The following is a 24,633-nucleotide window of genomic DNA, read 5'->3' as shown; positions in this document are numbered from 1 at the left end:
TCGAGATGGGATCAGAGTACCATCATGGGCATGGCCGTACCATATGAGAACACCGGGCGCACCAACCAGAAATCCCGCACCCGCACGGCCCTGGTCACCGCGACCCGGAAGCTGTTGGCGCAGGGCGCGATACCGACCGTCGAGGACGCCGCGCAGGCCGCCGGCATATCCCGCACCACCGCCTACCGCTACTTCCCCAACCAGCGCGCCCTCCTGGCGGCCGTACGCCCCGAGATCGACCGGGCAACCCTGCTCCCCGACCCCGCCCCCACCGACCCGCGCCAACGCCTCGACCTCGTCATGCGCGAATGCGTTCGCATCAACCTGGAGTGGGAACCCGAACTCCGCACCTCCCTGCGCCTGTCCCTGGACCCCGCCGCGGGCAACCCCTCGCCGCTCCGGCGCGGCCGGGTGATCGGCTGGCTCGAACACGCGCTGGAACCCCTGCGAATCACTCACCCGGACATCGATATCCACCGCCTGGCCATCGCCATCCGCTCCGCCACCGGCATCGAATCCTTCATCTGGCTCGTCGACATAGCCGCCATCCCCCGCCCGGAGGCCGCCGAGATCCTCTGCGCCACAGCCAGAGCCCTCCTGAACGAGGCACTGGGCCGCTGAAACGACGATGCGGACCGATCCACCAGGGATCGATCCGCATCGTCGGAGTGTGTTCCGTTTACACCGTGAAACCGAGGGCACGCAGCTGTTCGCGGCCGTCGTCGGTGATCTTGTCGGGGCCCCACGGGGGCATCCAGACCCAGTTGATCTGCAGGTCCTCGGCGAGGCCGGAGCGGACCAGGGCGTTGCGGGACTGGTCCTCGATGACGTCGGTGAGGGGGCAGGCCGGGGAGGTCAGGGTCATGTCGAGTTTGGCGATGCCGTCCTCGAAAGCCATGCCGTAGACGAGGCCCAGATCGACGACATTGATGCCGAGCTCGGGGTCGACGACATCACGCATCGCCTCCTCCATGTCGTCGAGGTGCTGAAGCTCCTCGGGAGTGAGTTCCGCGGCCTGCTGCTCTGTCTCGCTCATCGCTTCTCCCCGTTGCCCATCGTCTTCTTGGCTTCCTCGGCCGAGGCTATCCGCACCACGGCGTCCTTGAACGCCATCCAGCCCAGCAGCGCGCACTTCACGCGGGCCGGGTACTTGGCGACGCCGACGAACGCGACACCGTCGCCGATCACGTCCTCGTCACCCTCGACGGTGCCGCGGCCGGTGATCATCGCGTCGAACTCCTCGACCACCTTCAGCGCCTGCTGCACCGGCAGGCCGATGACCTGATCGGTGAGCACCGAGGTGGAGGCCTGGCTGATCGAGCAGCCCTGGCCGTCGTAGGACACGTCCTTCACATCGCCGTTGTCGTCGATGTGCACGCGCAGGGTCACCTCGTCACCGCAGGTCGGGTTGACGTGGTGCACCTCGGCGCCGAAGGGCTCACGTAGCCCCCGGTGGTGCGGGTGCTTGTAGTGGTCCAGGATCACTTCCTGGTACATCTGCTCCATGCGCATGGTCTATGCAACTCCGAAGAAGCTCTGGGCCTTCCGCACCGCGGCCACCAGCTGATCGACCTCGTCGAGCGTGTTGTACAGCGCGAAGGAGGCCCGGGCGGTGGCGGCGACGCCGAAATGCCGGTGCAGCGGCCACGCGCAGTGGTGACCGACACGGATGGCGACACCCTGGTCGTCGAGGATCTGGCCGACATCGTGGGCGTGGATACCGTCCACCAGGAACGACACCGCGCCGCCGCGGTTCACGTTCTCGGTCGGGCCGATGATCCGGACGCCGTCGATCGCGCCGAGGCCCTCGAGCGCCGCGCTGACGAGCGTGTGCTCGTGCGCCGCAACCGCATCCATCCCCACCTCGCCGAGATACTTGACGGCAGCGCCCAATCCGACGACCTGCGAGATCATCTGCGAGCCCGCCTCGAACCGCTGCGGCGGCGGGGCGAAGGTCGAGTGATCCATGAACACGGTCTCGATCATGGAGCCGCCGGTGATGAACGGCGGGGTGTCCTCGAGCAGCTCACGCCGCCCGTACAGGATGCCGACGCCCGAGGGGCCCAGCATCTTGTGGCCGGAGAAGGCGGCGAAGTCGACGCCCAGTTCCTTGAAGTCCACGCCCATGTGCGGCACCGACTGGCAGGCGTCCAGCACGACGATCGCGCCGACTTCCTTTGCCCGGCGCACCAATTCGGCGACATCGGCGACCGCGCCGGTCACATTCGACTGATGCGTGAACGCGACCACCTTGGTGGCGGGCGACAACTCGAGCGAATCCAGGTCGATGCGGCCGTCGTCGGTGATGCCGTACCACTTCAGCGTCGCACCCGTGCGGCGCGCGAGCTCCTGCCACGGAACGAGATTCGCGTGATGCTCGAGCTCGGTGATGACGATCTCGTCACCGGGACCCACGTGGTACGGGAAGCGGTCGTCGGAGAAGGCGTAGGCCACCACGTTCAGCGACTCGGTCGCGTTCTTGGTGTACACGATCTCGTCCGGGCCGGCGCCGACGAACGCCGCGATCGCCGCGCGCGCCGCCTCGTAGGCCTCGTTGGCCTCCTCGGCGAGCTGGTGCGCGCTGCGATGAACGGCCGCGTTGTGCTCGAGCAGGAATTCCCGCTCGGCGTCGAGCACCTGCAGCGGACGTTGCGACGTCGCACCGGAATCCAAGTACGCCAACGGTTTCCCGTCACGCACGGTCCGGCTCAGGATCGGGAAGTCGGCCCGGATCCTGGCGATATCGAGAGTCCCCACGGTGCTGGTCATATTCAGGCTCCTACAGCAGCTGAAGTAAAGCGCACGTAGCCGTTCGCGTCGAGTTCCTCGGCCAGCTCGGCGCCGCCCTCGGCGACGATCTTGCCGCCCACGAACACGTGCACGAAGTCGGGCTTGATGTAGCGCAGGATGCGGGTGTAGTGGGTGATCAGCAGGATGCCGCCGGTCTCCCGCTCCTTGTAACGGTTCACACCCTCGGAAACAATCCGCAGCGCGTCGACGTCGAGGCCCGAGTCGGTCTCGTCGAGCACGGCGATCTTCGGCTTGAGCAGGCTCAGCTGCAGGATCTCCTGGCGCTTCTTCTCACCACCGGAGAAGCCCTCGTTGACCGAGCGCTCACCGAAGGCCGGATCGATCTCCAGCTCGGCCATGCCCTCCTTGACTTCCTTGACCCAGGTGCGCAGCTTGGGGGCCTCGCCGCGGATGGCGGTGGCGGCGGTGCGCAGGAAGTTCGAGACCGAGACGCCCGGCACCTCGACGGGGTACTGCATGGCCAGGAACAGGCCGGCACGCGCGCGCTCGTCGACCGACATCTCCAGCACGTTCTCACCGTCGAGGGTGATGGTGCCCTGGGTGACGGTGTACTTGGGGTGGCCGGCGATGGCGTAGGACAGGGTCGACTTGCCGGAACCGTTGGGGCCCATGATCGCGTGGGTCTCACCCGACTTGATGGTCAGGTTCACGCCCTTGAGGATCTTGATGGGCTCGGCGTTCTCGTCCGGGTTGGCGACCTCGACGTGCAGGTCCTTGATTTCCAGGGTGGTCATCGAATCGGATTCCTTTGCGGGGATGGGAAGTTGGTGTCAGACGCCGACAGCGCCTATTAAGCTCCGACAGCGGCGAGCTCGGCCTCGATGGCCGCCTCGAGCCGCTCCCGGACCTCGGGGACGGAGATCTTCTGCAGCACCTCGAAGAAGAAGCCACGCACCACCAGGCGGCGGGCGACCTCCTCCGGGATACCGCGCGAGCGCAGGTAGAACAGCTGCTCGTCATCGAAACGGCCGGTGGCCGAGGCGTGTCCGGCCCCGACGATCTCGCCGGTCTCGATCTCCAGGTTCGGCACCGAGTCGGCGCGCGCACCGTCGGTGAGCACCAGGTTGCGGTTCAGCTCGTAGGTGTCGGTGCCCTCGGCGGCCGCCCGGATCAGCACGTCGCCGACCCACACGGTGTGCGCGTCCGGCTTGTCCGAGGTCGGATCACCCTGCAGCGCACCCTTGTACTGCACGTTCGACTTGCAGTTGGGCTGCGAGTGATCGACCAGCAGGCGCTGCTCGAAGAACTGGCCGTCATCGGCGAAGTACACGCCCAGCAGTTCCGCGTCGCCGCCCGGGCCCGCGTAGCGGACATTGCCGGTCAGGCGCACCAGATCGCCACCGAGGGTGACATTGGTGTGGCGCAACACGGCGTCGCGACCCAGCATGGCGTGGTGCGCGGTGACGTGCACGGCGTCATCGGCCCAGTCCTGCACCACGATCACGTTCAGCGCGGCGCTGTCACCGAGGATGAATTCCACGTTCTCGGCGTAGGTTCCGCTGCCCCGCTGGTCGATGACCACCGTGGCGCGCGCGAAGTTGCCCAGACGGATCTGGGTGTGGCCGAAGGCGACCTTGCCCGCACCCGGACCGGTGATGGTCACGGTAACCGGTTCGGCCACTTCGGTTTCCGCGCCGACCGACACGATGGTCGCCTGCTCGAAACCGGAGTACGCCTGCGCGGCGACCCGATCGGTGGGAGTGCCGCCCTGGCCCAGGCGGGCGTCGGCGCGGTCCACCGTCTCGGCGGTGACGCCGGTGGGCGCGGTCACCTCGACGGTCGACTGACCGTCACGCACGGCGGTGCCGTCGTGCAGGCCGTTGAGGCGGCGCATCGGGGTGAAGCGCCACGCCTCGTCACGGCCCGACGGGATTTCGAAGGCGTTCACGTCGAACGACGCGAACACCTCGCCCTTGTTCAGAGCAGGGGTACGAGCCTCAGCGGCCTCGGCAACGTTGTCGACGGCCATCAGCCGACGGCTCCTTCCATCTGCAGTTCGATCAGGCGGTTCAGTTCCAGGGCGTACTCCATCGGGAGCTCCTTGGCGATGGGCTCCACGAAGCCGCGCACCACCATGGCCATCGCCTCGTCCTCGGTCAGACCGCGGGACATCAGGTAGAACAGCTGGTCCTCGGACACCTTCGAGACGGTCGCCTCGTGGCCCATGGTCACGTCGTCCTCGCGGATGTCGACGTAGGGGTAGGTGTCGGAGCGGGAGACGTTGTCCACCAGCAGCGCATCGCACTTCACGGTCGACTTCGAGCCGTAGGCGCCCTTGTTCACCTGCACCAGGCCGCGGTAGGAGGCACGGCCACCGCCACGCGCCACCGACTTGGAGATGATGTTCGAGGAGGTGTGCGGCGCCAGGTGCAGCATCTTCGCACCGGTGTCCTGGTGCTGACCCTCACCGGCGAACGCGATGGAGAGCACCTCGCCCTTGGCGTACTCGCCGGTCATCCACACGGCCGGGTACTTCATGGTGACCTTGGAGCCGATATTGCCGTCGACCCACTCCATGGTCGCGCCCGCCTCGGCCTTGGCGCGCTTGGTCACCAGGTTGTAGACGTTGTTCGACCAGTTCTGAATCGTGGTGTAGCGGCAGCGGCCGCCCTTCTTCACGATGATCTCCACGACCGCCGAGTGCAGCGAGTCCGAGGAGTAGATGGGCGCGGTGCACCCCTCGACGTAGTGGACGTAGGCGTCCTCGTCGACGATGATCAGCGTCCGCTCGAACTGACCCATGTTCTCGGTGTTGATGCGGAAGTACGCCTGCAGCGGGATGTCCACGTGCACGCCCGGCGGCACGTAGATGAACGAGCCACCCGACCACACCGCGGAGTTCAGCGCGGAGAACTTGTTGTCACCCGACGGGATGACCGAACCGAAGTACTTCTGGAACAGCTCGGGGTGCTCCTTGAGACCGGTGTCGGTGTCGAGGAAGATGACGCCCTGCTTCTCCAGGTCCTCACGGATGGAGTGGTAGACGACCTCGGACTCGTACTGGGCCGCGACACCGGCGACGAGACGCTGCTTCTCGGCCTCCGGGATACCCAGCTTGTCGTAGGTGTTCTTGATGTCCTCGGGCAGCTCTTCCCAGGACGCGGCCTGCTTCTCGCTCGAGCGCACGAAGTACTTGATGTTGTCGAAGTCGATGCCGTCGAGCTTCGAGCCCCAGCCCGGCATGGGCTTCTTGTCGAAGATGCGCAGTGCCTTGAGGCGGAAGTCGAGCATCCACTCGGGCTCGCTCTTCTTGGCCGAGATGTCGCGCACGACCTCCTCGGACAGTCCGCGCTTGGCAGCGGCACCGGCGACATCCTTGTCGGCCCAGCCGTACTCGTAGGTACCCAGGGACGCGATGGTCTCTTCCTGGGACAGCGGCTGCACCTGGTCGGTGGTCGTCGTCATTCGGCACTCCTTCCGGAGTCATGTGTAGAAGTCGTTGCGGGCTGCACAACGGGGGTCTGGGCGGAACTTTCGGGGGCGGTATCGGGCATAGCGGGCGAAGCAATGAGGGGAACGTGCGTGGTGCAGGCGCAGTCACCGTTGGCGATGGTCGCCAGGCGCTGCACATGCGTGCCGAGAATCGCGCGGAAGGCCTCCAACTCGGCCGCGCACAACTCCGGGAATTCCTCGGCGACGTGCGAGACCGGGCAGTGGTGCTGGCAGATCTGAACGCCGGCGCCGACCTTGCGGGTCGAGGCCGCGAACCCGGCATCGGTGAACGCTTCCGCGATCTCCTCCGCCTTGGCCTCGGTCTCGGCCGGGGCGTGGACGGCGAGATCGCCGACCCCGGCCACGATGGACGCCACCCGCTTGCGCGCGAAATCGGCGATGGCCTGATCGCCGCCGATCTCCCGCAACTGCCGCATGGCCGCTCCGGCGAGGTCATCGTAGGCGTGCGCGAGGCGGCCCCGGCCGGTGGCCGTCAGCTGGTACTGCTTGGCGGGACGACCGCGGCCCTTCTGCTGCCACGGCGCCGACCTGGTCGCCTGCGCCTCACCGGACTCGATGAGCGCGTCCAGATGCCGCCGCACGCCCGCCGGACTCAGACCCAGCCGCTCGCCGATGGCGGTCGCGGTGATCGGGCCCTCCTCCAACAGCAGCTTGACGACAGCTTCGCGCGTGTGTCCCTCACCCGCCGGCCCGGACACGACAACAGACCGGGCACCGTCGTGCTGGTGCCCGGTTTGTTCCGCATTCCGCAAACCCACGGTTTTCACAACACAAGTGTGACGGAATTCCATTCCCCGATCCAGTAAGGGTCCCCTGACCGAAAATGCGCGACCTGGGGATATGGCATCGCATGTGAGCTGGCACACCATATACATCCCGGCAATTCGGAAATCAGGGCCGGTCATGAGGGGTTCTGGACGGTGTGAACAGTGTGCTCGTAGTGGGCGGGACGGGAAAAGTCGGCCGAAAAGTCGTCGCGGATCTGACGGTGGCGGGTGTGCGGACTCGGGCCTTGGTCCGGGATCCGGCAGCCGCGGGGCTTCCACCGGAGGTGGAAGTGGTGCGCGGCGATCTGGCCGAACCGGGCTCGCTGGCGGCGGCCGCGGACGGGGTCGATTCCGTCCTACTCATCTGGCCGTTCCACGACACCGGGAACGCCGAACGCGCGGTGCGGGCGTTAGGCGGACCGGACCGGCGGCTGGTGTATCTGTCGTCGACCACCGTGAACGACGAAGGGCCGCAATCGGATCTGATTCCGCTCTTGCACGCGGAGATGGAGGCGGTGGTCGAGGCGCACGCCTCGGAGTGGACGGTGCTGCGCGCGGACACCCTCGCGTCCAACGCGCTGAGCTGGGCGGGTCAGATCCGCGCGGGTGCGGTGGTGCGCGGGTTCGCGGTCGCGCCCAGCGCGGTCGTGCACGAAGGGGATGTCGCCGCGGTGGCCGCGCGGCTGCTCACCGAGTCCGGGCACGCCGGGCGGAAATACCTCGTGACCGGGCCGCGAGTGGTCGGCCGGGCCGAGCAGGTAGCGGCAATCGGGGCGGCGCTGGGGCGTGAGCTGCGATTCGAGGCGCAGCCCGTGGGCGTCGCGCGGGAGTCGATGACAGCGGCCGGATTGCCCGCGCACCTGATCGAGGTGTTGTTGTCGATGGCCGAGTTCCGGCCACCCTCGGAGCTGGTCACCAGCGTGGTGGCCGACCTCACCGGGAGACCGGCTCGCGATATCCGGGACTGGGCGGCAGAGCACGCGGCGGCATTCCGGTAGCCGACCGGTCGCTTGCCGGCGCGGGCCGGCGGCGCGGGCACGAGAAATCCGGCGGGCGGGCATAAGTTCGACGCTGATCGAATTAGTACTGAGAAGTGGGCGCACCCCGCCCGCCGTCCGAGAAACAGCCGATCCACGAAAGCCGGTGCCAGCATGCCCTTCGCCGTATCCATCCTCGACCTGGCGACGGTCGCGCCCGGGCAGACCGCGCGCGACAGCTTCCAGCACAGCGTGGCGCTGGCGCGGGCGGCGGAACGCAGCGGGTATCGGCGGGTCTGGTACGCGGAGCACCACAATATGAAGTCGATCGCCTCGAGCGCGACCAGCGTGCTCATCGGGTACGTGGCCGCGCACACCGACAGCATCCGGCTCGGTGCGGGCGGGGTCATGCTGCCCAATCACTCGCCGCTGGTGATCGCCGAGCAGTTCGGGACGCTCGAATCGCTGTATCCGGGGCGGATCGACCTGGGGCTGGGGCGGGCGCCGGGCAGTGATCAGGAGACCATGCGAGCGCTGCGGCGCAATCCGTCCTCGGCGGACACCTTCCCGCAGGACGTGCTCGAATTGCAGGGGTTCCTCACCGGCAACAGCCGGATTCCGGGCGTGCAGGCGGTACCGCGGGCGGAAGGCGTTGTGCCGCTCTACATTCTGGGGTCGTCGCTGTTCGGGGCGCAGCTGGCCGCGCACCTGGGACTGCCGTACGCGTTCGCCTCGCACTTCGCGCCGGACGCGCTGCACCAGGCGGTCACCGAGTATCGGGAGCGGTTCCGCCCGTCGGAGCAGTTGGCCGAGCCGTACGTGATGGCCGGGGTCAATGTGTTCGCGGCCGAGGATCGCGACGTGGCCGAGGAACAGAAGACAGTCTCGTATCGGGCGCGCACCCGGGCCTTCATCAAGCGGGGCGCGGCGGGCATGGACTTCTCCGACGAGGAGATCGACGCGTTCCTGGCCTCCCCCAACGGCCGTCATCTGGCGGCGATGACCACCTACACGGCGGTCGGCACGCCCGCCGACGTGGTCGACTACCTCGAGGATTTCGCGGGCGGAATTCAAGCCGACGAACTCATCCTCGCGCACCACGCGCAGAACATCGACGACCGCGTCCGCTCGGTCGAGCTGACCGGCGAGGCCGTGGCCGCGCGCGCATCTCTCGCCTCCTGACCGAATCCGCCTCTCGCCCAAGGGGCCGGCCTCAGCAGCCGTGCCCCTGAAGCACCAACCGTTGGTCCGTCATTAGAAATCCATTCGCGGGCGGCGGGACCCTTTGTGCGAACCTCCTCCAACCAGCACAAGGACTGCCCCGTGAACATCAAGACCACCGCCGCAGCAGCCTTGGCAGTCGCCGCGGGCGTGAGCCTGTTCGCCCTCCCGGCCGCCCACGCCGAGACGTTCACCCACTGCGATGTCGACAGTGCCGCGCTCAAACTCAATGGTGAAGAGCCCGAAGTCTTCACCGCCATCAACACGATGCGCACCGACGCGGGCCTGCGGGCCCTGACGTACAGCGAGACCATGGCGCGCCCGTCGGAGTGGGCCGGCAATGACAGCGCGAATCGTGGTGTGGCACCGGCCAACCACGTGGACTCGCTGGGTCGTGACATCAAGACCCGGTTCGCCCAGTGCGGTGTCCCCGCGAACTCGTCCAAGATCGCGGAGATCAACTATTACGGCACCAATGTCACCCCGTCCGACGCCATGACCTGGTGGAAGAACTCGCCCACGCACAAGGCGATCATCCTGGACGGCGCATTGCAGAACGTCGGCGTCTCGGCGATCTACAAGAACGGAAAACAGTTCTGGACGGTCACTTTCAACGCCGGCGGGACCACGGTCGACAACGGCACCCACGTGAAGTTCACCGAAACCCGATCCAACCTGACCGGCGCGCAGCACCAGGCGGAATTCGACAAGCTGACCGCCACGGGCTACCGGCTCACCGACATCACCGCCACCAGCGGCAGCGATCCCCGCTACTCCAGCACCTGGGTGCTGAACGACGGCCGCGCCTGGCAGGCCCGCCACGGCCTGACCTCCGCCCAGTACCAGGCGACCTTCGACCAGCTCAAAGCGCAGGGCTACCGGCCGACCCTGGTGAACGGCTACGAGGTCAACGGTTCCTCCCGCTTCGTCGCCATCTGGGAGAAGACCGACGGCCGAGCGTGGGAAGCCCGGCACGACATCGACCTCGCGACCTACAACGCCACCGCGACGCAGCTGTCGAACCAGGGCTACAAGCTGGAGCACCTGAGCAAGTACATGGTGAACGGCACGATGCGCTACGCCGCCCTCTGGGACAAGTAGTCCGCACCGACCAGGCCCGGTGCGGCGCAGTATGCGCGCCGGGCCCGTGGACAAGACCTGACACGACCTGCGCGCTCGTTACGGGCGCGGGATGTTGCGGAGGTTGGAGCGGGCCATGTCGACCATGCGACCGACGCCGCCCGCCAGCACGATCTTGCCGGCCGCCAAGGCGAAGCCCTTCACCTGTGCGGCATCGATTTTCGGCGGCAGTGATAGCGCGTTCGGATCGGTGACGACGTCGACCAGCATCGGGCCGGGCTCGGCGAAGGCCTTGGTCAGCGCGCCCCGCACCTGAGCGGGGTCGGTGACCCGGATCGCGGGCATGCCGACGGCCGCGGCGATCTCGGCGTAGTTCACCGGCTCCTGATCGGTGCCGTAGTCGGGCAGGCCGTCGACGAGCATCTCGAGTTTCACCATGCCGAGGGTGGAGTTGTTGAACACCACGATCTTCACCGGCAGCCGGTGCCGCCAGACCGTCAGCAACTCCCCCATCAACATGGCCAGGCCGCCGTCGCCGGACAGCGAGATCACCTGCCGCCCAGGGAAGGCCGACTGCGCGCCGATCGCGTGCGGCAGCGCGTTGGCCATGGTGCCGTGCCGCCAGGAGCCGATGATGCGGCGGCGGCCGTTGGGGGTCAGATAACGAGCGGCCCAGACATTGCACATGCCGGTGTCGACGGTGAAAACCGCGTCACTGTCGGCGATTTCGTCGATCAGCGACGCGACGTACTCGGGGTGGATGGGCGTGTGGTGGTCGATGTCGTGGGTGTAGGCGTCGACCACATTCTCGAGGGATGAGGCGTGGCGGCGCAGCATGTCGTCGAGGAAGGCGCGGCTCGGTTTCTGGTGCAGCAGTGGCAGTACCGCGTCGATGGTCGCGGCCACGTCACCGTGCACGGCGACGTCGACGATCGCCCGGCGGCCGATGCGGGCGGGGTCGCGGTCGATCTGGGCGACCCGGCCGTCCTGCGGCAGGAACGTGTCGTAGGGGAAATCGGTGCCGAGCAGGATCAGCAGATCCGCTTCGTGGGTGGCCTCGTAGGCCGCGCCGTAGCCGAGCAGGCCGCTCATGCCGACGTCGTAGGGGTTGTCGAACTGGATCCACTCCTTGCCGCCGAGGGCGTGGCCGATCGGGGCGTGCACGCGCTCGGCCAGGGCCATGACCCGCGGGTGCGCGCCACGGACACCCGCGCCCGCGAACAGCGCGACGGTGTCGGCGTCATTGATGGCTTCGGCGAGGCGGTCGACCTGTTCGGCGGGCGGGACCACGGTGGCCGCGGACGTCACCAGATCCGAGGGGCGGCCACGGTTCTCGGCGTCCGCGCTCAACACGTCACCCGGGACGACCAGGACCGAGACGCCGTGACGGCCCAGAGCGGTCTGCATCGCGATGGTGGCCAGGCGCGGCATCTGCGCCGGGGTGCTCACCATTTCGCAGAAGTGGCTGCATTCCACGAAGAGTCGTTCGGGGTGGGTCTCCTGGAAGAAGCCGGTGCCGATCTCGCGGCTCGGGATGTGCGAGGCGATTGCCAGCACCGAGGCGCCATTGCGGTGCGCGTCGTAGAGGCCCTGGATGAGGTGGGTGTTGCCCGGTCCGCAGCTGGCCGCGCAGACGGCGAGATGTCCGGTGAGGACCGATTCCGCGCCCGCGGCGAAGGCGGCGCTCTCCTCGTTGTGGCAGTGCACCCAGTCGATGCCCTCGGTGCGGCGCAGCGCGTCGACGAAGGGGTTCAGACTGTCGCCGACCAGGCCGTACACCCGTTGGACGCCGGCGGCGACGAGGGCGTCCACCAATTGACTGGCAACCGAGTTGCGGCCCATCATCGCTCCGTTCGCCGTGCCGAGACCGAGCATGATCGAAGGTCACTGTAACCGAATTCGGGCCGTCGGGTAGCTAGATGGTTGCCGCTTCGTCCGTTACCGCGGGCTTGCCAGGGATGAAACGGCGATCGGCGGGACGGGTCGCCCAGGAGACGGCAGTCAATGTGGCCATGACGAGCAGGATCGGCACCTCGATGAGCTTCTCCCCGGTGGTCAGGTGCGAGGCGATGGCTCCCGAATAGACGAAGAAGGTCCCGGCGTAGGCCCACTCCTTCACCAGCGGCAGCCGCGGGGCCAGCAGCGCCACCGCGCCGAGCAGCTTCCAGACGCCCAGGATGACCAGGAAATAGGTCGGATAGCCCAGTGCCGCCACGACCTCGCGAACATTCGCGGTCCGGGCGACATCCCACCAGCCGCCCACCACCAGTTCGGCGGCGACCAGCACAGTCGAGGTCCAGTAGAGGAAGGCGCGGTCGGGAACGATTCGTGTGACGATGGTGTGTGTAGTCATGTCACCGCGACGTTCGGCGAGCACGAAATATGTCGGTCAGCGACTCCGGATCCCCCGCAGCCCGATTCGAGCGGCGGCGCGCCCGCCTGACCGCCCAGGCCTTCCGGATGCTCGGCGCGTCCGGCGAGGCCGAGGACGCGGTGCAGGACACGTGGATGCGATTGAGCCGCACCGATATCGACACCATCCGCAATCTGGACGGCTGGCTCACCACCGCGCTCTCCCGGATCTGCCTGGACGTGCTGCGCGGCCGTCGGGTCGACGACCGGTTCCCGCTCGGGCCCGGCGCGCCGGAGCCGTTTCCCGAGGCGGCGATCCTGGAAACCCCGGAAGACCGGGCGATCCTCACCGACGAACTGGAACGGGCGGTACTGGTGCTGCTGCGGCGACTGCCGCCCGCCGAACGGGTCGCGTTCGTCCTGCACGACATGTTCGCGGTGCCGTTCTACGAGATCGGCGAGATCCTGGACCGGACGCCGAACGCGGCGCGACTGCTGGCCGGCCGAGCCCGGCGCCGGGTGCTCGACGACGGCGACGGGCTGCGGCCCGAGGCGCTGCGGGAGGACCGGATCGTGCGGGCCTTCCTGGCCGCGGTCCGGGCCGGAGACATCGAGGCGGCGCTGACCGTGCTGGATCCGGAGATCATGGTGTCCGCCGACCGGGTGGCCGCGCCCGGATCCGTGCCGGTCACCGCGCAGGGCACGCGGGTGGTGGCCCGGCTGGCGGCCGGGTTCGCGCGGCGCGAGGAGTTCTCGGCGGTCATTCTGATCGATGGGCGGCCCGGCGCGCTCGTGGTGTCACACGGCGAATCGCCGGAGGTCATGGCCTTCACCATCACCGCCGAGCGGATCACCGCCATCGACGTGATCGCCGAGCCGGAGGTGCTGGCCCGCCTGCGGCTCACGGTGCCTGATTTCACCGCGTGATCGGGGAGCCCCTCAGGGTGAATGCGCCTCGACGGCAACGGCTTCGGCGAGACTCAGGCGCAGCAGCCGGGCCATCGACTCCGACACCGTGTGCAGCGGCTCGTCGGTGCGCCGCACCCGGGCCAGGATGGTCGCGCCCTCGTAGGCCGCGACCACCGTGGTGGCCAGGCCCCGCGCCTCTCCCGGCTCCAGCCCCAGCTCGATCAGCAGTTCGGCGAAGCCGCGCCCCATGGCATCGAATGCCGAAACGCACGCCGTGCGCACCGATTCGACGTCGCTGCCGCCGTCCAGGGCGGGCGTGCCGACCGGACAGCCGGTGGTCCAGTCGGTCTCGTCCAGCTTCCCGGCCATGAAATCGAACAGCGTTGCCGCGGTATCGAACACATCGCCGGGCGCCTGCCGGATCATGCGGCCGACCAGCACCCCGGTGCCGGTGATGGCCGCGACCGCGATCTCCTCCTTGCCGCCCGGAAAGTGGTGGTAGATCGACCCATACGGCAGCCCCGCCGCCTCGCTCAACTTCTTCAGCCCGAATCCGTGGTAGCCGTGCCGGGCTAGCAACCCGGCCGCGGCCGCCTCGATTCGCCGTTTCGAATCGGACACCATTCATCCAGAGTATGAGCGGGGTCCGACACCGGCAGGGCGAATCGTGTTCGGGCAGTGGAGCTACCGGGCCTCAGCGGCCCGGATCCGGCGGATCAGCCCAGGGCAGCGATGGCCGCACCGAGCTTGGCGGCGGCGGTGTCGGCCACCTCCTTCAGCCCGGGATCGCCCGCGACCTGCACCATCAGCTGCGGGTCCATGGCTTCGACGAGCACCGCGCCCTCGTGTGAACGGTCCTCGCGCACAATCACATTGCACGGCAGCAGCAGCCCGATCTGGCGGTCGACCTCGAGGGCGGCGTGGGCCAGCGGCGGGTTGCAGGCGCCCAGGATGAGGTAATCCTCCAGGTCGGCGTCGAGCTTCTGCTTCATGGTGGCGGTGACGTCGATCTCGGTGAGGATGCCGAAACCCTGCTCGGACAGGGCCTTCCGGGTGCGCTCCACCGCGGTGGCGAAATCGGTGTAGAGGGTGGTCGACAGGGCGAGGGTCATCACGCGGTCCTTTCCGTTGCGGGGCTGCCCGTCCGGGGCACCCCCAGGCGTCGCAGGAGCAGGGTCGCCGGGCACCAGCCGACGAACCCGTAGAGCAGCAGGTTGGCCGCCACGAACGTGGTCAGCAGCAGCCACCAGGGCGAGAACGCGAGCACCAGCGCGATGCTGAGCAGCACCATGGTCCCGGCCAGGACCGGCACGATGCGGTCGATGGTCCAGCGGCGGGTCGCGGTCATCATGACTTCCTTTCGATCCCGGCGTCAGGCGAGCGCCAGGAAGAGTTTCTCCAGTTCCTCGACCGTCATCGGCTCCGAACCCTCGGCCTGTTCGCCGGTCAGGCAGTCGCGCAGACCGGTGGCGACGATCTTGAAGCCCGCGCGGTCCAGCGCCCGCGAGACCGCGGCGAGCTGGGTGACCACGTCCTTGCAGTCGCGGCCCTGCTCGATCATGGAGATCACGCCCGCGAGCTGGCCGTGTGCGCGGCGCAGGCGGTTGAGGACCAATGCGATGCTGTCTTCGTCGCCGATCATGAGGGTTCCTTCCCTGAGTTCGATGACTCCATCATACCCCTGGGGGTATGCGAGGGCCGTGAGAGCGGGCTCACCGTTTTCCCACGGCCCCCACCGTTCAGTGCGCGACGCCGATATCCGCGACGCTGCTATCTCAGTGCGCGAAGCTGATGTCCGGCAGCACCTTGCGCAACCAGCGCGGCGACCACCAGGCGGCATGCCCGGCCAGGCGCAACAGCACCGGCAGCAGGATCAGGCGGATCAGCACGGCGTCCAGCAGCACGGCGACGCCGAGAATGATGCCCATCTCCTTCGGCGGCAGCGGATCGGCCAGGGCGAAGGTGAAGAACACCGCCACCATGACCGCCGCCGCGGCCGCGATCACCCGGCCCGAATGGGCGATGCCGTCGATATGAGCCACCGCGGGATCACCCGAGCGCTCGTAATGCTCCTTCGCCGTGGCCAGCAGGAAGACCGTGTAATCCATCGCGATCGCGAAGATCATGGCGAAGAAGAACACCGGGCCCCAGCCGTCCAGGAAACCCTGCGGGGTGAAACCGAGCAGGCTCGCGCCGTGACCGTCCTGGAACACCAGCTTCGCCACGCCGAACGCGGCCGCGGTGGACAGCAGGCTGACGCCCGCGCCGAGCAGCGCGATGAGCGGGGCGCGCAGGGCGACCAGCAGTAGCAGGAAGCCCAGCACCAGGATGATGCCGACGACCAGGGGCAGGTAGTCGTTCAAGGCCTGTTGCAGGTCCAGGTTCTCGGCGACCGCGCCGCCGACCAACGCGTGGGCCGGGAGGGCCGTGCGCAGGGAGTCGACGATGTCGCCCATGGCCGGATCAGAGGGATCGACGCTCGGAGTCGCCTGGATCAGGACCAGTCCGCTGCCGTCGCCCGCGGGCTGGGGCGGCGAGACCATGCCGATCCGGCTGTCCGAGGCCGCGATTCGGGTGACATCGGCGGCGTCCGAGACCGGGGCCACGATCTGCAGCATGCCCGGTGCGCCCAGCCCGAATTCGCGCTGCACCAATTCGTAGCCCTGGCGCACGGACGAATCCGCGGGCACCACCTGAATCGAGGGCATGGCCACCTTCAGGCTCGTCACCGGAATCGCGAGCGCGATCAGCACCAGCAGCGAACCGATGGCGAACGGCCACGGGTGGCGGTGCAGCAACCGCCCCCACCGGGCGAAGACCGGCGAACGATGCTGCTGGCGCGCCACATACGGCAGCGAGCCCGCGTTCACCCGCTTGCCCAGCGCGCCGAGCACAGCGGGCAGCAGGGTCAGCGTCGCCAGCAGGACGAACGAGACCGCGAACATGATGCCGACCGCCATGGTGCGCACGGCCGGCGCGGGCACGACCAGCACCGCCGACAGGCTGACCAGCACGGTCAGGCCGGAGAGCAGGACCGCCTTGCCCGCGGTGGCCATGGTGACCGCGACCGCGGTGCGCGGCGGGGTGTCGCCGCGGATCGCGTCGCGGAAGCGCGAGACCAGGAACAACGCGTAGTCGATGCCCAAGGCGAGGGCGAACATCATGGCGAAGTTCATGGCCCACACCGAGATCGGCGTGATCTGGTTGAGCAGGACCAGTCCGCCCGCGGAGGCGACCAGACCGGTGAGGGTCAACAGCAGCGGCAGACCGGCGGCCACCAGGGAGCCGAAGGCCAGCACCATGATCGCCAGAGTGACCGGCCAGGAGAACATCTCGGCCTTCATCATGGCGTCGTGGTTGGCCTTGTTGAAGTCGCTCCACAGCGCCGAGGCGCCGGTCGGGTAGATGTCGAAGCCGTCGGCGGCGGCGTCCTTCAGTGTCGGGCCGAGGTCGGTGACCGCGGTGACCATGTCGTCGGTGCTCGCGTTCGCGCCCGCCAGCAGGATGCCGGTGTGGCCGTCACGGCTCACCGACTGACCGGGCGTGGGCGGGACGATCGCGCCGAAACGGCTGTCCGCCTGGAGGACCGCGGTGACGCCGGCGACCAAACGCTTCGCGTCGGGGCTGTCCATCGTTGCGGTGTCGGAGTGGATCACGACCTGCACGGCGGCGGCCGAGTTGCCGCCGAAGTGTTCCTGCGCGAGGTCGCGGACCTGCACGGATTCGGAGCCGTCGGCCTGCCAGCCCGCGCCCGCGAGGGAGTCGAACACCGAGGGCGCGGCCGCGCCGAGGGCCACCGACAGGATCAGCCAGAAGCCGAACACCCAGCGGGCGCGGTCGGCCATGACCGCGCCGAGGCGGCCCAGGAGACCGCCGGGGGCGGCCGTGCTCGGAGAAGCGTCGGCGACGCCGACTGTCGTACTTCGCATCTGAGACTCCTTCCATACCCCCAGGGGTATGTCACGACTATACCCCCAGGGGTATCTGAAGCAAGCGGGTGTGACCGACGGCAACCATCGGGCACACCCTCGACCCCCCGCTACGGCCATGCGATCGGCGGCCGACCCGCGGCTCCGGACTAGGCTTCGGTCCTGTGGCGGTAGCGGAAGGCGCGGGGCGCAGAGTCATCGATATCGGACGCCGGGCCCTGGGCCTGGACGTCCCCGCCGCCGATCACACCGTCGCCGTGCTGCACAGCGTCGACCACGACGTGCCCGGCCTGGACCGGCGAGAAACCCTGCAGCTGATGCGAATCCGGCTGCTCGGGGCGACCGGCGCGGTCATCATGGCGATCTCGGCACTCGGCGTCGGCGCGCAGCCGGTGCATCAGAACCCGACCTCCGGGCTGCGGGTGCTCGGCTTCTTCGCCCGCGCCGGCACCTCCACGCTGGCCATGTGCATGATCGGCACCGTCCTGGTGATCATGGCGTGGCTGCTGCTGGGACGCTTCGCGGTCGGCGGATGGGGCGGGGATCCGCGGCACCGGCTCAGCCGCTCGCAGATGGATCGGACGCTGCTGCTGTGGATCATTCCGCTCAGCGTCGCGCCGCCCATGTTCAGCAATGACGTGTATTCGTATCTGGCGCAGAGCGAGATCGCGAACCGCGGCTTGGACCCGTATTCGGTGGGGCCGGTCGACGGGCTCGGGCTCGACAATGTGCTGACCAACAACGTGCCCAATATCTGGCGCTCCACCGCCGCGCCCTACGGGCCGCTGTTCCTCTGGATGGGTCGCGGGATCGCGCAGATCACCGGCGACAACATCGTGCTCGGCGTATGGCTGCACCGGGCGCTCGCGCTGGCCGGCGTCGCATTGATCGTGTGGGCGCTGCCGCGGCTCTCGCGTCGCTGCGGGGTCGCGCCGGTGAGCGCGCTGTGGCTGGGCGCGGCCAATCCGCTGGTGCTGTTCCACCTGGTCGGCGGCGTGCACAATGACGCGCTCATGCTCGGCCTGATGCTGGCGGGCCTGGAGTTCTGCCTGCGGGCCATCGACGACTCACCGGAGTTCGATCGGCGGGCGTGGGCGCTGCTGATCTTCGGCACGGTGGTGATCACACTGTCGTCGGCGGTGAAGATCACCTCGCTGGTGTGCCTCGGATTCGTGGGCATGGCGCTGGCCCGGCGCTGGGGGCGCGGACTCAAACAGGTGCTGCTCGCGGGTGCGGTACTCGGCTCGGTCGCGCTGGTTACGACACTGTTCGTGAGTTTCGCCAGCGGTCTGGGGTTCGGGTGGGTCAATACCGTAGGCACCGCAACCGCAGTGCGCAGCTACCTGTCGTTGCCAACGGCGATCGGGATCATCACCGGATTCGGCGGGGTGCTGCTCGGGCTCGGCGACCACACCACCGCGCTGCTCGACATCACCCGGCCCATCGCCGAATCCGTCGCGGGCTTCGTGACGTTGCGCATGCTCATCGCCGCCTGGACAGGACGCTTGAATCCGATCGGCGCACTGGGTGTTTCACTCGGCGCGATCGTGCTGCTGTTCCCGGTAGTCCAACCCTGGTACCTACTGTGGGCGATCGTCCCCCTCGCCGCGTGGGCCAACCGCCCCGCCTTCCGGGTCCCCGCGGTCGTCCTGTCGGTGATCGTCTCGGTGATGGTGATGCCGCGCGGCGCCGACTTCTACGTCTTCCAGATCGTCGAATCGGCCATCGCCACCCTGATCGTCGGCGGCTCCCTGATCTTCCTCACCCGAAATGTGCTGCCGTGGCGCAATCAGCCGGGGGTGTCGGCTCGGTCACAGCAGCCCACGCCTTACGGTGTGTCCTCGTGACCGCAGCATCCGGACCCGCCGTACGCGTCGACGGCGTCGTGAAACGCTACGGCGAGACCACCGCGGTCGACGGCATCAGCTTCGACATCGAACGCGCGCAGGTGCTGGCCCTGCTCGGACCCAACGGGGCGGGCAAGACGACCACCACCGAGATGTGCGAGGGGTTCGTGTCTCCCGACGCCGGGAGCGTGCGGGTGCTGGGGCTCGACCCGATCGCCGACTCCGATCAGCTGCGACCGCGCATCGGGGTGATGCTGCAGGGCGGCGGGGCGTATCCGGGGTCCAAGGCCGGGGAGATGCTCGATCTGGTCGCGTCCTACTCCGCGAATCCGCTCGACCCGGCCTGGCTGCTGGACACGCTCGGGCTCAAGGACGCTCGCCGGACGCCGTATCGGCGACTATCGGGCGGGCAGCAGCAGCGGCTCGCGCTGGCGTGCGCGCTGGTCGGGCGGCCCGAGATCGTGTTCCTCGACGAGCCGACCGCCGGACTGGACGCGCAGGCGCGGCATCTGGTGTGGGAGCTCATCGACGCGCTGCGCCGCGACGGGGTCAGCGTCCTGCTCACCACTCACATGATGGACGAGGCCGAACAGCTCGCCGACCAGCTGGTCATCATCGACCACGGACGGGTCGTCGCCCAGGGCACGCCCGCCGAGGTCACCTCGCACGGCGCCGAGGGGCGACTCGCGTTCACCGCGCCCCCGAAACTCGACCTGTCGCTGCTGGAAGCAGCGCTGCCGGAAGGGTTCACCCCGCGCGAGACCGCGCCCGGCTCCTACCTGCTGCAAGGCGACATCACCCCGCAGGTGCTGGCCACCATGACCGCGTGGTGCGCGCGAATCGACGTGCTGCCCACCGACATTCGCATCGACCAGCGCCGGCTGGAAGACGTGTTCCTCGAACTGACCGGGCGGGAGCTGCGCGGGTGACCGAGACCGAGAACCGATTCGCGGCGGGCACCTTCTCCCCCGCGCCCCAGCCGACCACGCGCGCGAGGATGCTGGCGGCGCAGACCCGCATGGAACTGATCCTGTTGCTGCGCAACGGGGAACAGCTGCTGCTCACCATGTTCATTCCGATCACGCTGCTGATCGGGCTGACGCTGCTGCCGGTCAGCGGGCTGGGCGAGCATCGGGTGGATCGGGTCGTGCCCGCGGTGATGATGGTGGCGATCATGTCGACCGCGTTCACCGGGCAGGCCATCGCGGTCGGCTTCGATCGGCGATACGGGGCGTTGAAGCGGCTCGGGGCGACTCCCCTGCCGCGGTGGGGCATCGTCGCGGGCAAATGCTCGGCCGTGCTGATCGTGGTGGTGTTGCAGTCGATCCTGCTGGGCGGCATCGGGGCCGCGCTGGGCTGGCGGCCGTCGCTGGGCGGGCTGCTGCTGGGCGCGGTGGTGATCGGGCTCGGGACCGCGACCTTCGCGGCGCTGGGGCTGCTGCTGGGCGGGACGCTCAAGGCCGAGGTGGTGCTGGCGCTGGCCAACATCCTGTGGTTCGTGATGCTCGGGACCGCGAGCCTGGTGTTCATGTCCGACGATCTGCCGCGCGCGGTGAGCGTGATCGCGCGGATCATTCCGTCCGGGGCGCTGTCGGAATGTCTGGATCGGGCGATGCGCACCAGCGTCGACTGGTACGGGCTGGCGGTGCTCGCGGGGTGGGGTGGTCTCGCGGGGTGGCTGGCCACCCGGTTCTTCAAGTTCGACTGAGGCGGGCCGCGAAACCCGGTCCGCGACCGGGTGTTTAACGACACGTTGTAGTAGGGCGGGTGAGGGGGCGAAATACGCCCCCGCTACCATCGGTGCGTGCTGTCTCGCGCCTTCCAGCGACTTGCCGACCTGTTCCCGATGCCCTCCTTGCGGGTGCAGCGGCTCATCGCCTTCCTGGTCATCCTGTCCCAGGCCGGAATCTCGGTGACCGGCGCGGTCGTCCGCGTCACCGCCTCGGGCCTGGGCTGCCCCACCTGGCCGCAGTGCTTCCCCGGCAGCTTCGTGCCGACCGCGGTGGCCGAGGTGCCGGTGGTGCATCAGGTCGTCGAATTCAGCAATCGCATGCTGACTTTCGTGGTGTCGCTGGCCGCCGCGGCGATCGTGCTCGCGGTCACCCGGGCGCGGCGGCGCCGCGAGGTGCAGATCTACGCGTGGCTGATGCCGGGCGGCACCGTGTTGCAGGCCGTGATCGGCGGTATCACCGTGCGCACCGGGCTGCTGTGGTGGACGGTCGCGGTGCATCTGCTGGCGTCGATGCTGATGGTGTGGCTGGCCACGCTGCTGTGGGCCAAGGTCGGCGAACCCGACGACGGCATCGACACCGTGCGGGTGCCGCGACCGCTGCGGCTGCTCACCGCCCTGAGCGGTGTCGCGATGACCGCCACCCTGATCGCGGGCACCCTGGTCACGGGCGCGGGCCCGCACGCGGGTGACAAGAGCGCCGAGCGACAGGTCGAGCGCCTCCAGGTCGAGATCGTGACCCTGGTGCACCTGCACGCCGAACTTCTCGTCGCCTACCTCTCGTTGCTGGTCGGACTGGCCTGCGGGCTGGCCGCGATCGGTATGAACAAGACCCTTCGTCAGCGGATGATTCTGGTGATCGCGCTGGTGTGCGGGCAGGCGTTGGTCGGCATCGTCCAGTACTTCACCCACGTGCCCGCCGTGCTGGTCGTCGTCCACGTGGGCGGCGCGGCCGCCTGCATCGCCGCCACCGCCGCCCTGTGGGCCGCGATGCGCACCCGCGAACCGCTGCCCGCCTCGGCTCCGATTCCGGCGGGCCAGAGCGCCGCGTAGGTCTCGCACGCTCGATCGCCTGCCGCGCGGTTCAGCGCAGGGCGACGAGTTCGTGCAGCGTCGTGCCGGATTCGCGGTAGGGCGCGCCAGCGTTGTGGACGGTCAACTCGAAGGTGGACCGGAACCGGAAGTAGGCCGGGTGGCCGATGAGCCTGTGCAGGAGCGGGCGCAGGGCACGCGATCGCACGAGCGGGACGTCGTCGAGCAGGTCGTGAGCGTGGATGACCGCGTCGACGGTGAGGCGTAGATCCAGCTGGTCCGGTACACGCAACTCGATCCATTCCGGATAGTCGCGCCCGGCGATCGGGTCGTGGCGTTTCGGCCCCTCGGTGAGAACCGCCTCGCCCGTGGACAACACGACATCGTCCCGACACGCGAGCATCAACGGCGCGATGGCGTGCGAGCCCTGCCTGGGCTGGGTCAGAACCTGCGCGTACAGCAACGAGTAGTCGTCGGTGTAGAGCCGACCCCAATGCCAGCGGTCGATGATGCGTTTCATATCGCCGGCGCCCCAGTTGTGGTCGGCGTAGCCGCGGCCGGTCACCGTCGACCGTCGCCCATCGATTTCCAGCGTGCCGTGCACTCTCGCACGCGGTGCGCCGACCACCCACCCGAAGCTCTCGCCACCGGCGAAGCGAGTCTCGCCCTTGCCCGGCATCCACGCGGGCGTCTCGTTCTCGAAGGTCAGCTCGAAGGCCAGGCCGTCTTCGGCCAGGCGGACGTGATGCCTGGGCAGCCCGTCGGCGGCGACCTCCGACCAGGCACGATTGTCGCCGATGCGCACATCGCACCGGTCGGCCGAAAAGCTGGTCGCCGCGGGCGAATACCGTTTGGACGTCTGCAGCCGGTCGCCGTCGGGTGTGTAGACGATCAATTCGACCCAGGGCCGCGCCCACGGCAGGTCCTCCGGGCGGCGTTTGATGAGGAAGCCGACGACGACGTGGCCGCTGTCGAGTTGCGCGTCGAAGTACCAGTGCTCGAACGCCATTCGGCTCGGCGATGGATGCCATCCGTTGTGATGGGGTTCGACGGTCGTGAGGACGCCGTCGCGACGTCCCGGCCCGTTCCAGACCTCGGTGATCCCGATACTCGTCACTGTCCGGCTCCTTTCAGCGCCGCAACGCGCCGGTGGCGTCGAATTGCGCTTCCCGGCCCAGCATTTGGGCGCGGTACCAGTTCTCGCGGTGGCGCACCATGACCCGCTCGTGCAGCCGCGCGAACGGCGGGCAGGTCCGCCGCGCCACTTCCATCGCGGTGATCAGCGGAAACCGCGCCACCGGCACCAGAATCCACGGGAACACCGCGGGCATGCGGTAGCGGCGGCGGGTGCCGGGGGCCATGTACATCGCCGCGTAGACGGAGTTGATCCGGTAGCCGTAGGCGGCGCGCACACGTTGCAGCCCATGCTGATTCGCACGCGGTGCGAACGCCGCCGGATACGATTCGATCAGCTCCGCGCCGTGGGCTCCCGCGTCGTAGGATCTGGCGACGATCGTCATGGCCAGCACCCGCAGGCCGTCGGCGATCGACTCGGGATACCAGCGCACCCGCACGCCGAGCAGATGGCCCAGATAGCGCTGGAAGTGCAGGAGCGCACGGATTTCCGAGGGCGTGGTCTGATAGCCGAGCAGCCACAGGCCCAGGGCCGGGGTGACGCTGCCGCCGAGCAGGGTCAGCAGCTGGTAGGTCTGGCTGATCGGCAACCCCCACCGTTGCGTGTCCCATTCCGAATGTCCGGCGACGCGGGCCCGCACCGAGACGTGCATGACCCGCACCTTCATCGCGGTGGCGCGGCCGGCGGACCCGGGTGTCAGCAGCGCGCCGGGCTGGGAGACGTCGATCCAGAAGCGGCAGGTCTCGAGGAAGCGCCGCAGCGCGCTGTCCCCGGCGTATCCGCCGGCCAGCGAGAGCGGGGTGGCGACGGCCGCCTCGGTGTACATCTCCAGGGTCTCGGCGCCGGCGAAGCTGAACAGCATGGTGCCCCACCGCCGCCAGATGGCCGCGCCCTGCTCCACCAGGTCCGGGTCCACCCAGGCGGGACGAGTGTCGAACTCGGCGAACAGCTCCCGCATGGCCGCGGGCGCGTCGGGCACCGCATCGAGGCCCGAGGCGAGCGCGGTGTCGAGCATGGCGCGCCCGGCCCGCGGCCCGGCCTCGCCGTGTATCACCTCGGCCACGAAGCGTTCGGCGACCGGGTCACCGGTGAACAGGTCCTCGCACAAGGCGCTCGCCTGCGCATCGGTGGGGAACGGCCCGCGGCCGGTGAGCGCGGTGAGAACGCGTTCGAAACGCTTGGCGGCGGGCGTGTTCCGGCCTTCCCAATAGCGGAAGGCGGTCGGGCAGCGCGCCGGAACGGACTGGTCAGCAGTGGGAGGCAAGGGAGTGTCCACCGACATGAGGATCCTTTCGATCCGATCCTGAACGGATCACACCATACTCCGAAGTATGGAATCGGTACCCTAAAGTATGGAATCCGCCTTCTACGATCGAGGAGTGCAAACCATG

25 protein-coding genes are annotated in these 24,633 nt (G+C 68.5%); 9 read left to right on the top strand and 16 right to left on the bottom strand.

Annotated features, from left to right (window positions below; translation table 11 throughout):
- Positions 1 to 30: 30 nt before the first annotated feature.
- On the top strand, positions 31 to 621 hold the full coding sequence (locus ACFRAQ_RS12855) for a TetR/AcrR family transcriptional regulator (RefSeq protein WP_379098248.1): 591 nt from the start codon (positions 31 to 33) through the stop codon (positions 619 to 621).
- 58 nt (positions 622 to 679) lie between these two features.
- On the opposite strand, the gene ACFRAQ_RS12850 is transcribed toward ACFRAQ_RS12855, so the two are convergent.
- Genes ACFRAQ_RS12850 through ACFRAQ_RS12820 form a run of 7 tightly spaced genes read right to left on the bottom strand, consistent with a single transcriptional unit; the run spans position 680 to position 7,055 of the window.
- Positions 680 to 1,036 (bottom strand): metal-sulfur cluster assembly factor, encoded by a 357-nt coding sequence (locus ACFRAQ_RS12850; protein WP_379098245.1) that lies wholly within the window; start codon positions 1,034 to 1,036, stop codon positions 680 to 682.
- Positions 1,033 to 1,512 (bottom strand): Fe-S cluster assembly sulfur transfer protein SufU, encoded by a 480-nt coding sequence (sufU, locus tag ACFRAQ_RS12845; RefSeq protein ID WP_379098242.1) that lies wholly within the window; start codon positions 1,510 to 1,512, stop codon positions 1,033 to 1,035. Before sufU ends, ACFRAQ_RS12850 begins: the two co-directional genes overlap by 4 nt.
- Before the next feature lie 3 nt (positions 1,513 to 1,515).
- Positions 1,516 to 2,769: a cysteine desulfurase gene (locus ACFRAQ_RS12840; RefSeq protein ID WP_379098239.1), complete on the bottom strand. Its 1,254-nt coding sequence runs from the start codon at positions 2,767 to 2,769 to the stop codon at positions 1,516 to 1,518.
- Positions 2,770 to 2,771: 2 nt separating this feature from the next.
- Positions 2,772 to 3,545: a Fe-S cluster assembly ATPase SufC gene (gene sufC / locus ACFRAQ_RS12835; RefSeq protein WP_379098236.1), complete on the bottom strand. Its 774-nt coding sequence runs from the start codon at positions 3,543 to 3,545 to the stop codon at positions 2,772 to 2,774.
- 56 nt (positions 3,546 to 3,601) lie between these two features.
- Positions 3,602 to 4,780 carry a Fe-S cluster assembly protein SufD gene (gene sufD / locus ACFRAQ_RS12830; RefSeq protein WP_379098233.1) on the bottom strand — a complete coding sequence of 393 codons (1,179 nt, stop codon included), beginning with the start codon at positions 4,778 to 4,780 and terminating at the stop codon, positions 3,602 to 3,604.
- Positions 4,780 to 6,216: a Fe-S cluster assembly protein SufB gene (gene sufB, locus ACFRAQ_RS12825; RefSeq protein ID WP_379098230.1), complete on the bottom strand. Its 1,437-nt coding sequence runs from the start codon at positions 6,214 to 6,216 to the stop codon at positions 4,780 to 4,782. Before sufB ends, sufD begins: the two co-directional genes overlap by 1 nt.
- Positions 6,213 to 7,055: a helix-turn-helix transcriptional regulator gene (locus ACFRAQ_RS12820; protein ID WP_379098227.1), complete on the bottom strand. Its 843-nt coding sequence runs from the start codon at positions 7,053 to 7,055 to the stop codon at positions 6,213 to 6,215. Before ACFRAQ_RS12820 ends, sufB begins: the two co-directional genes overlap by 4 nt.
- A 131-nt stretch (positions 7,056 to 7,186) precedes the next feature.
- On the opposite strand from ACFRAQ_RS12820, the gene ACFRAQ_RS12815 reads away from it, so the two are divergent.
- The 3 genes from ACFRAQ_RS12815 to ACFRAQ_RS12805 all read left to right on the top strand — a co-directional run bounded on the left by ACFRAQ_RS12815 (position 7,187) and on the right by ACFRAQ_RS12805 (position 10,330).
- Positions 7,187 to 8,029 carry an SDR family oxidoreductase gene (locus ACFRAQ_RS12815; protein WP_379098224.1) on the top strand — a complete coding sequence of 281 codons (843 nt, stop codon included), beginning with the start codon at positions 7,187 to 7,189 and terminating at the stop codon, positions 8,027 to 8,029.
- 153 nt (positions 8,030 to 8,182) lie between these two features.
- Positions 8,183 to 9,190: an LLM class flavin-dependent oxidoreductase gene (locus ACFRAQ_RS12810; RefSeq protein ID WP_379098221.1), complete on the top strand. Its 1,008-nt coding sequence runs from the start codon at positions 8,183 to 8,185 to the stop codon at positions 9,188 to 9,190.
- Between the two features lie 141 nt (positions 9,191 to 9,331).
- Positions 9,332 to 10,330 (top strand): CAP domain-containing protein, encoded by a 999-nt coding sequence (locus ACFRAQ_RS12805; RefSeq protein ID WP_379098218.1) that lies wholly within the window; start codon positions 9,332 to 9,334, stop codon positions 10,328 to 10,330.
- A gap of 78 nt (positions 10,331 to 10,408) precedes the next feature.
- Here ACFRAQ_RS12805 and ACFRAQ_RS12800 read toward each other — a convergent pair whose 3' ends face one another.
- Both ACFRAQ_RS12800 and ACFRAQ_RS12795 read right to left on the bottom strand, forming a co-directional pair.
- Positions 10,409 to 12,151, bottom strand: coding sequence for a pyruvate dehydrogenase (locus ACFRAQ_RS12800; RefSeq protein WP_379098217.1), 1,743 nt, complete (start codon positions 12,149 to 12,151; stop codon positions 10,409 to 10,411).
- 73 nt (positions 12,152 to 12,224) lie between these two features.
- The gene (locus ACFRAQ_RS12795; protein ID WP_379098215.1) at positions 12,225 to 12,662 is read right to left on the bottom strand and encodes a DoxX family protein; all 438 of its coding nucleotides are present in this window, start codon (positions 12,660 to 12,662) and stop codon (positions 12,225 to 12,227) included.
- 29 nt (positions 12,663 to 12,691) lie between these two features.
- Here ACFRAQ_RS12795 and ACFRAQ_RS12790 point away from each other — a divergent pair, with 29 nt between their 5' ends.
- Entirely contained in the window at positions 12,692 to 13,588 is an 897-nt protein-coding gene (locus ACFRAQ_RS12790) for a sigma-70 family RNA polymerase sigma factor (RefSeq protein WP_379098213.1), read from the top strand.
- Between the two features lie 12 nt (positions 13,589 to 13,600).
- Here the strand turns inward: ACFRAQ_RS12790 and ACFRAQ_RS12785 are convergent, their stop codons facing one another.
- The 5 genes from ACFRAQ_RS12785 to ACFRAQ_RS12765 all read right to left on the bottom strand — a co-directional run bounded on the left by ACFRAQ_RS12785 (position 13,601) and on the right by ACFRAQ_RS12765 (position 17,499).
- A complete protein-coding gene (locus tag ACFRAQ_RS12785; protein WP_379098210.1) occupies positions 13,601 to 14,194 on the bottom strand; it encodes a TetR/AcrR family transcriptional regulator in 594 nt (197 codons plus the stop codon).
- Positions 14,195 to 14,286: 92 nt separating this feature from the next.
- Positions 14,287 to 14,682 (bottom strand): DUF302 domain-containing protein, encoded by a 396-nt coding sequence (locus ACFRAQ_RS12780; RefSeq protein WP_379098208.1) that lies wholly within the window; start codon positions 14,680 to 14,682, stop codon positions 14,287 to 14,289.
- Complete coding sequence (locus ACFRAQ_RS12775; RefSeq protein ID WP_379098205.1) at positions 14,682 to 14,918, bottom strand: DUF2892 domain-containing protein; 237 nt, start codon at positions 14,916 to 14,918, stop codon at positions 14,682 to 14,684. Before ACFRAQ_RS12775 ends, ACFRAQ_RS12780 begins: the two co-directional genes overlap by 1 nt.
- A gap of 24 nt (positions 14,919 to 14,942) precedes the next feature.
- On the bottom strand, positions 14,943 to 15,212 hold the full coding sequence (locus tag ACFRAQ_RS12770) for a metal-sensitive transcriptional regulator (protein ID WP_213556139.1): 270 nt from the start codon (positions 15,210 to 15,212) through the stop codon (positions 14,943 to 14,945).
- Between the two features lie 133 nt (positions 15,213 to 15,345).
- Positions 15,346 to 17,499, bottom strand: a complete 2,154-nt coding sequence (locus ACFRAQ_RS12765; protein WP_379098201.1) for an MMPL family transporter — start codon at positions 17,497 to 17,499, stop codon at positions 15,346 to 15,348.
- Positions 17,500 to 17,663: 164 nt separating this feature from the next.
- Between ACFRAQ_RS12765 and mptB the strand changes: the two genes are divergently transcribed.
- From mptB to ACFRAQ_RS12745, 4 genes are all read left to right on the top strand, one after another.
- Positions 17,664 to 19,346 carry a polyprenol phosphomannose-dependent alpha 1,6 mannosyltransferase MptB gene (gene mptB / locus ACFRAQ_RS12760; RefSeq protein WP_357287607.1) on the top strand — a complete coding sequence of 561 codons (1,683 nt, stop codon included), beginning with the start codon at positions 17,664 to 17,666 and terminating at the stop codon, positions 19,344 to 19,346.
- Positions 19,343 to 20,275: an ABC transporter ATP-binding protein gene (locus tag ACFRAQ_RS12755; protein WP_357287611.1), complete on the top strand. Its 933-nt coding sequence runs from the start codon at positions 19,343 to 19,345 to the stop codon at positions 20,273 to 20,275. The genes mptB and ACFRAQ_RS12755 overlap by 4 nt, the downstream gene beginning before the upstream one ends.
- Complete coding sequence (locus ACFRAQ_RS12750) at positions 20,272 to 21,054, top strand: ABC transporter permease (RefSeq protein ID WP_379098197.1); 783 nt, start codon at positions 20,272 to 20,274, stop codon at positions 21,052 to 21,054. Before ACFRAQ_RS12755 ends, ACFRAQ_RS12750 begins: the two co-directional genes overlap by 4 nt.
- 96 nt (positions 21,055 to 21,150) lie before the next feature.
- The gene (locus ACFRAQ_RS12745) at positions 21,151 to 22,128 is read left to right on the top strand and encodes a heme A synthase (RefSeq protein ID WP_379098194.1); all 978 of its coding nucleotides are present in this window, start codon (positions 21,151 to 21,153) and stop codon (positions 22,126 to 22,128) included.
- Between the two features lie 31 nt (positions 22,129 to 22,159).
- Here the strand turns inward: ACFRAQ_RS12745 and ACFRAQ_RS12740 are convergent, their stop codons facing one another.
- Together ACFRAQ_RS12740 and ACFRAQ_RS12735 are read right to left on the bottom strand one after the other, a co-directional pair.
- Positions 22,160 to 23,224 carry a lipocalin-like domain-containing protein gene (locus tag ACFRAQ_RS12740; RefSeq protein ID WP_379098191.1) on the bottom strand — a complete coding sequence of 355 codons (1,065 nt, stop codon included), beginning with the start codon at positions 23,222 to 23,224 and terminating at the stop codon, positions 22,160 to 22,162.
- Between the two features lie 13 nt (positions 23,225 to 23,237).
- Positions 23,238 to 24,524, bottom strand: coding sequence for an oxygenase MpaB family protein (locus tag ACFRAQ_RS12735; RefSeq protein WP_379098188.1), 1,287 nt, complete (start codon positions 24,522 to 24,524; stop codon positions 23,238 to 23,240).
- Positions 24,525 to 24,633 lie beyond the last annotated feature (109 nt).

The organism is Nocardia sp. NPDC056611, assembly GCF_042792755.1.
Classification (GTDB): Bacteria; Actinomycetota; Actinomycetes; order Mycobacteriales; family Mycobacteriaceae; genus Nocardia.
This window is presented reverse-complemented; position numbering and strand designations above follow the sequence as displayed.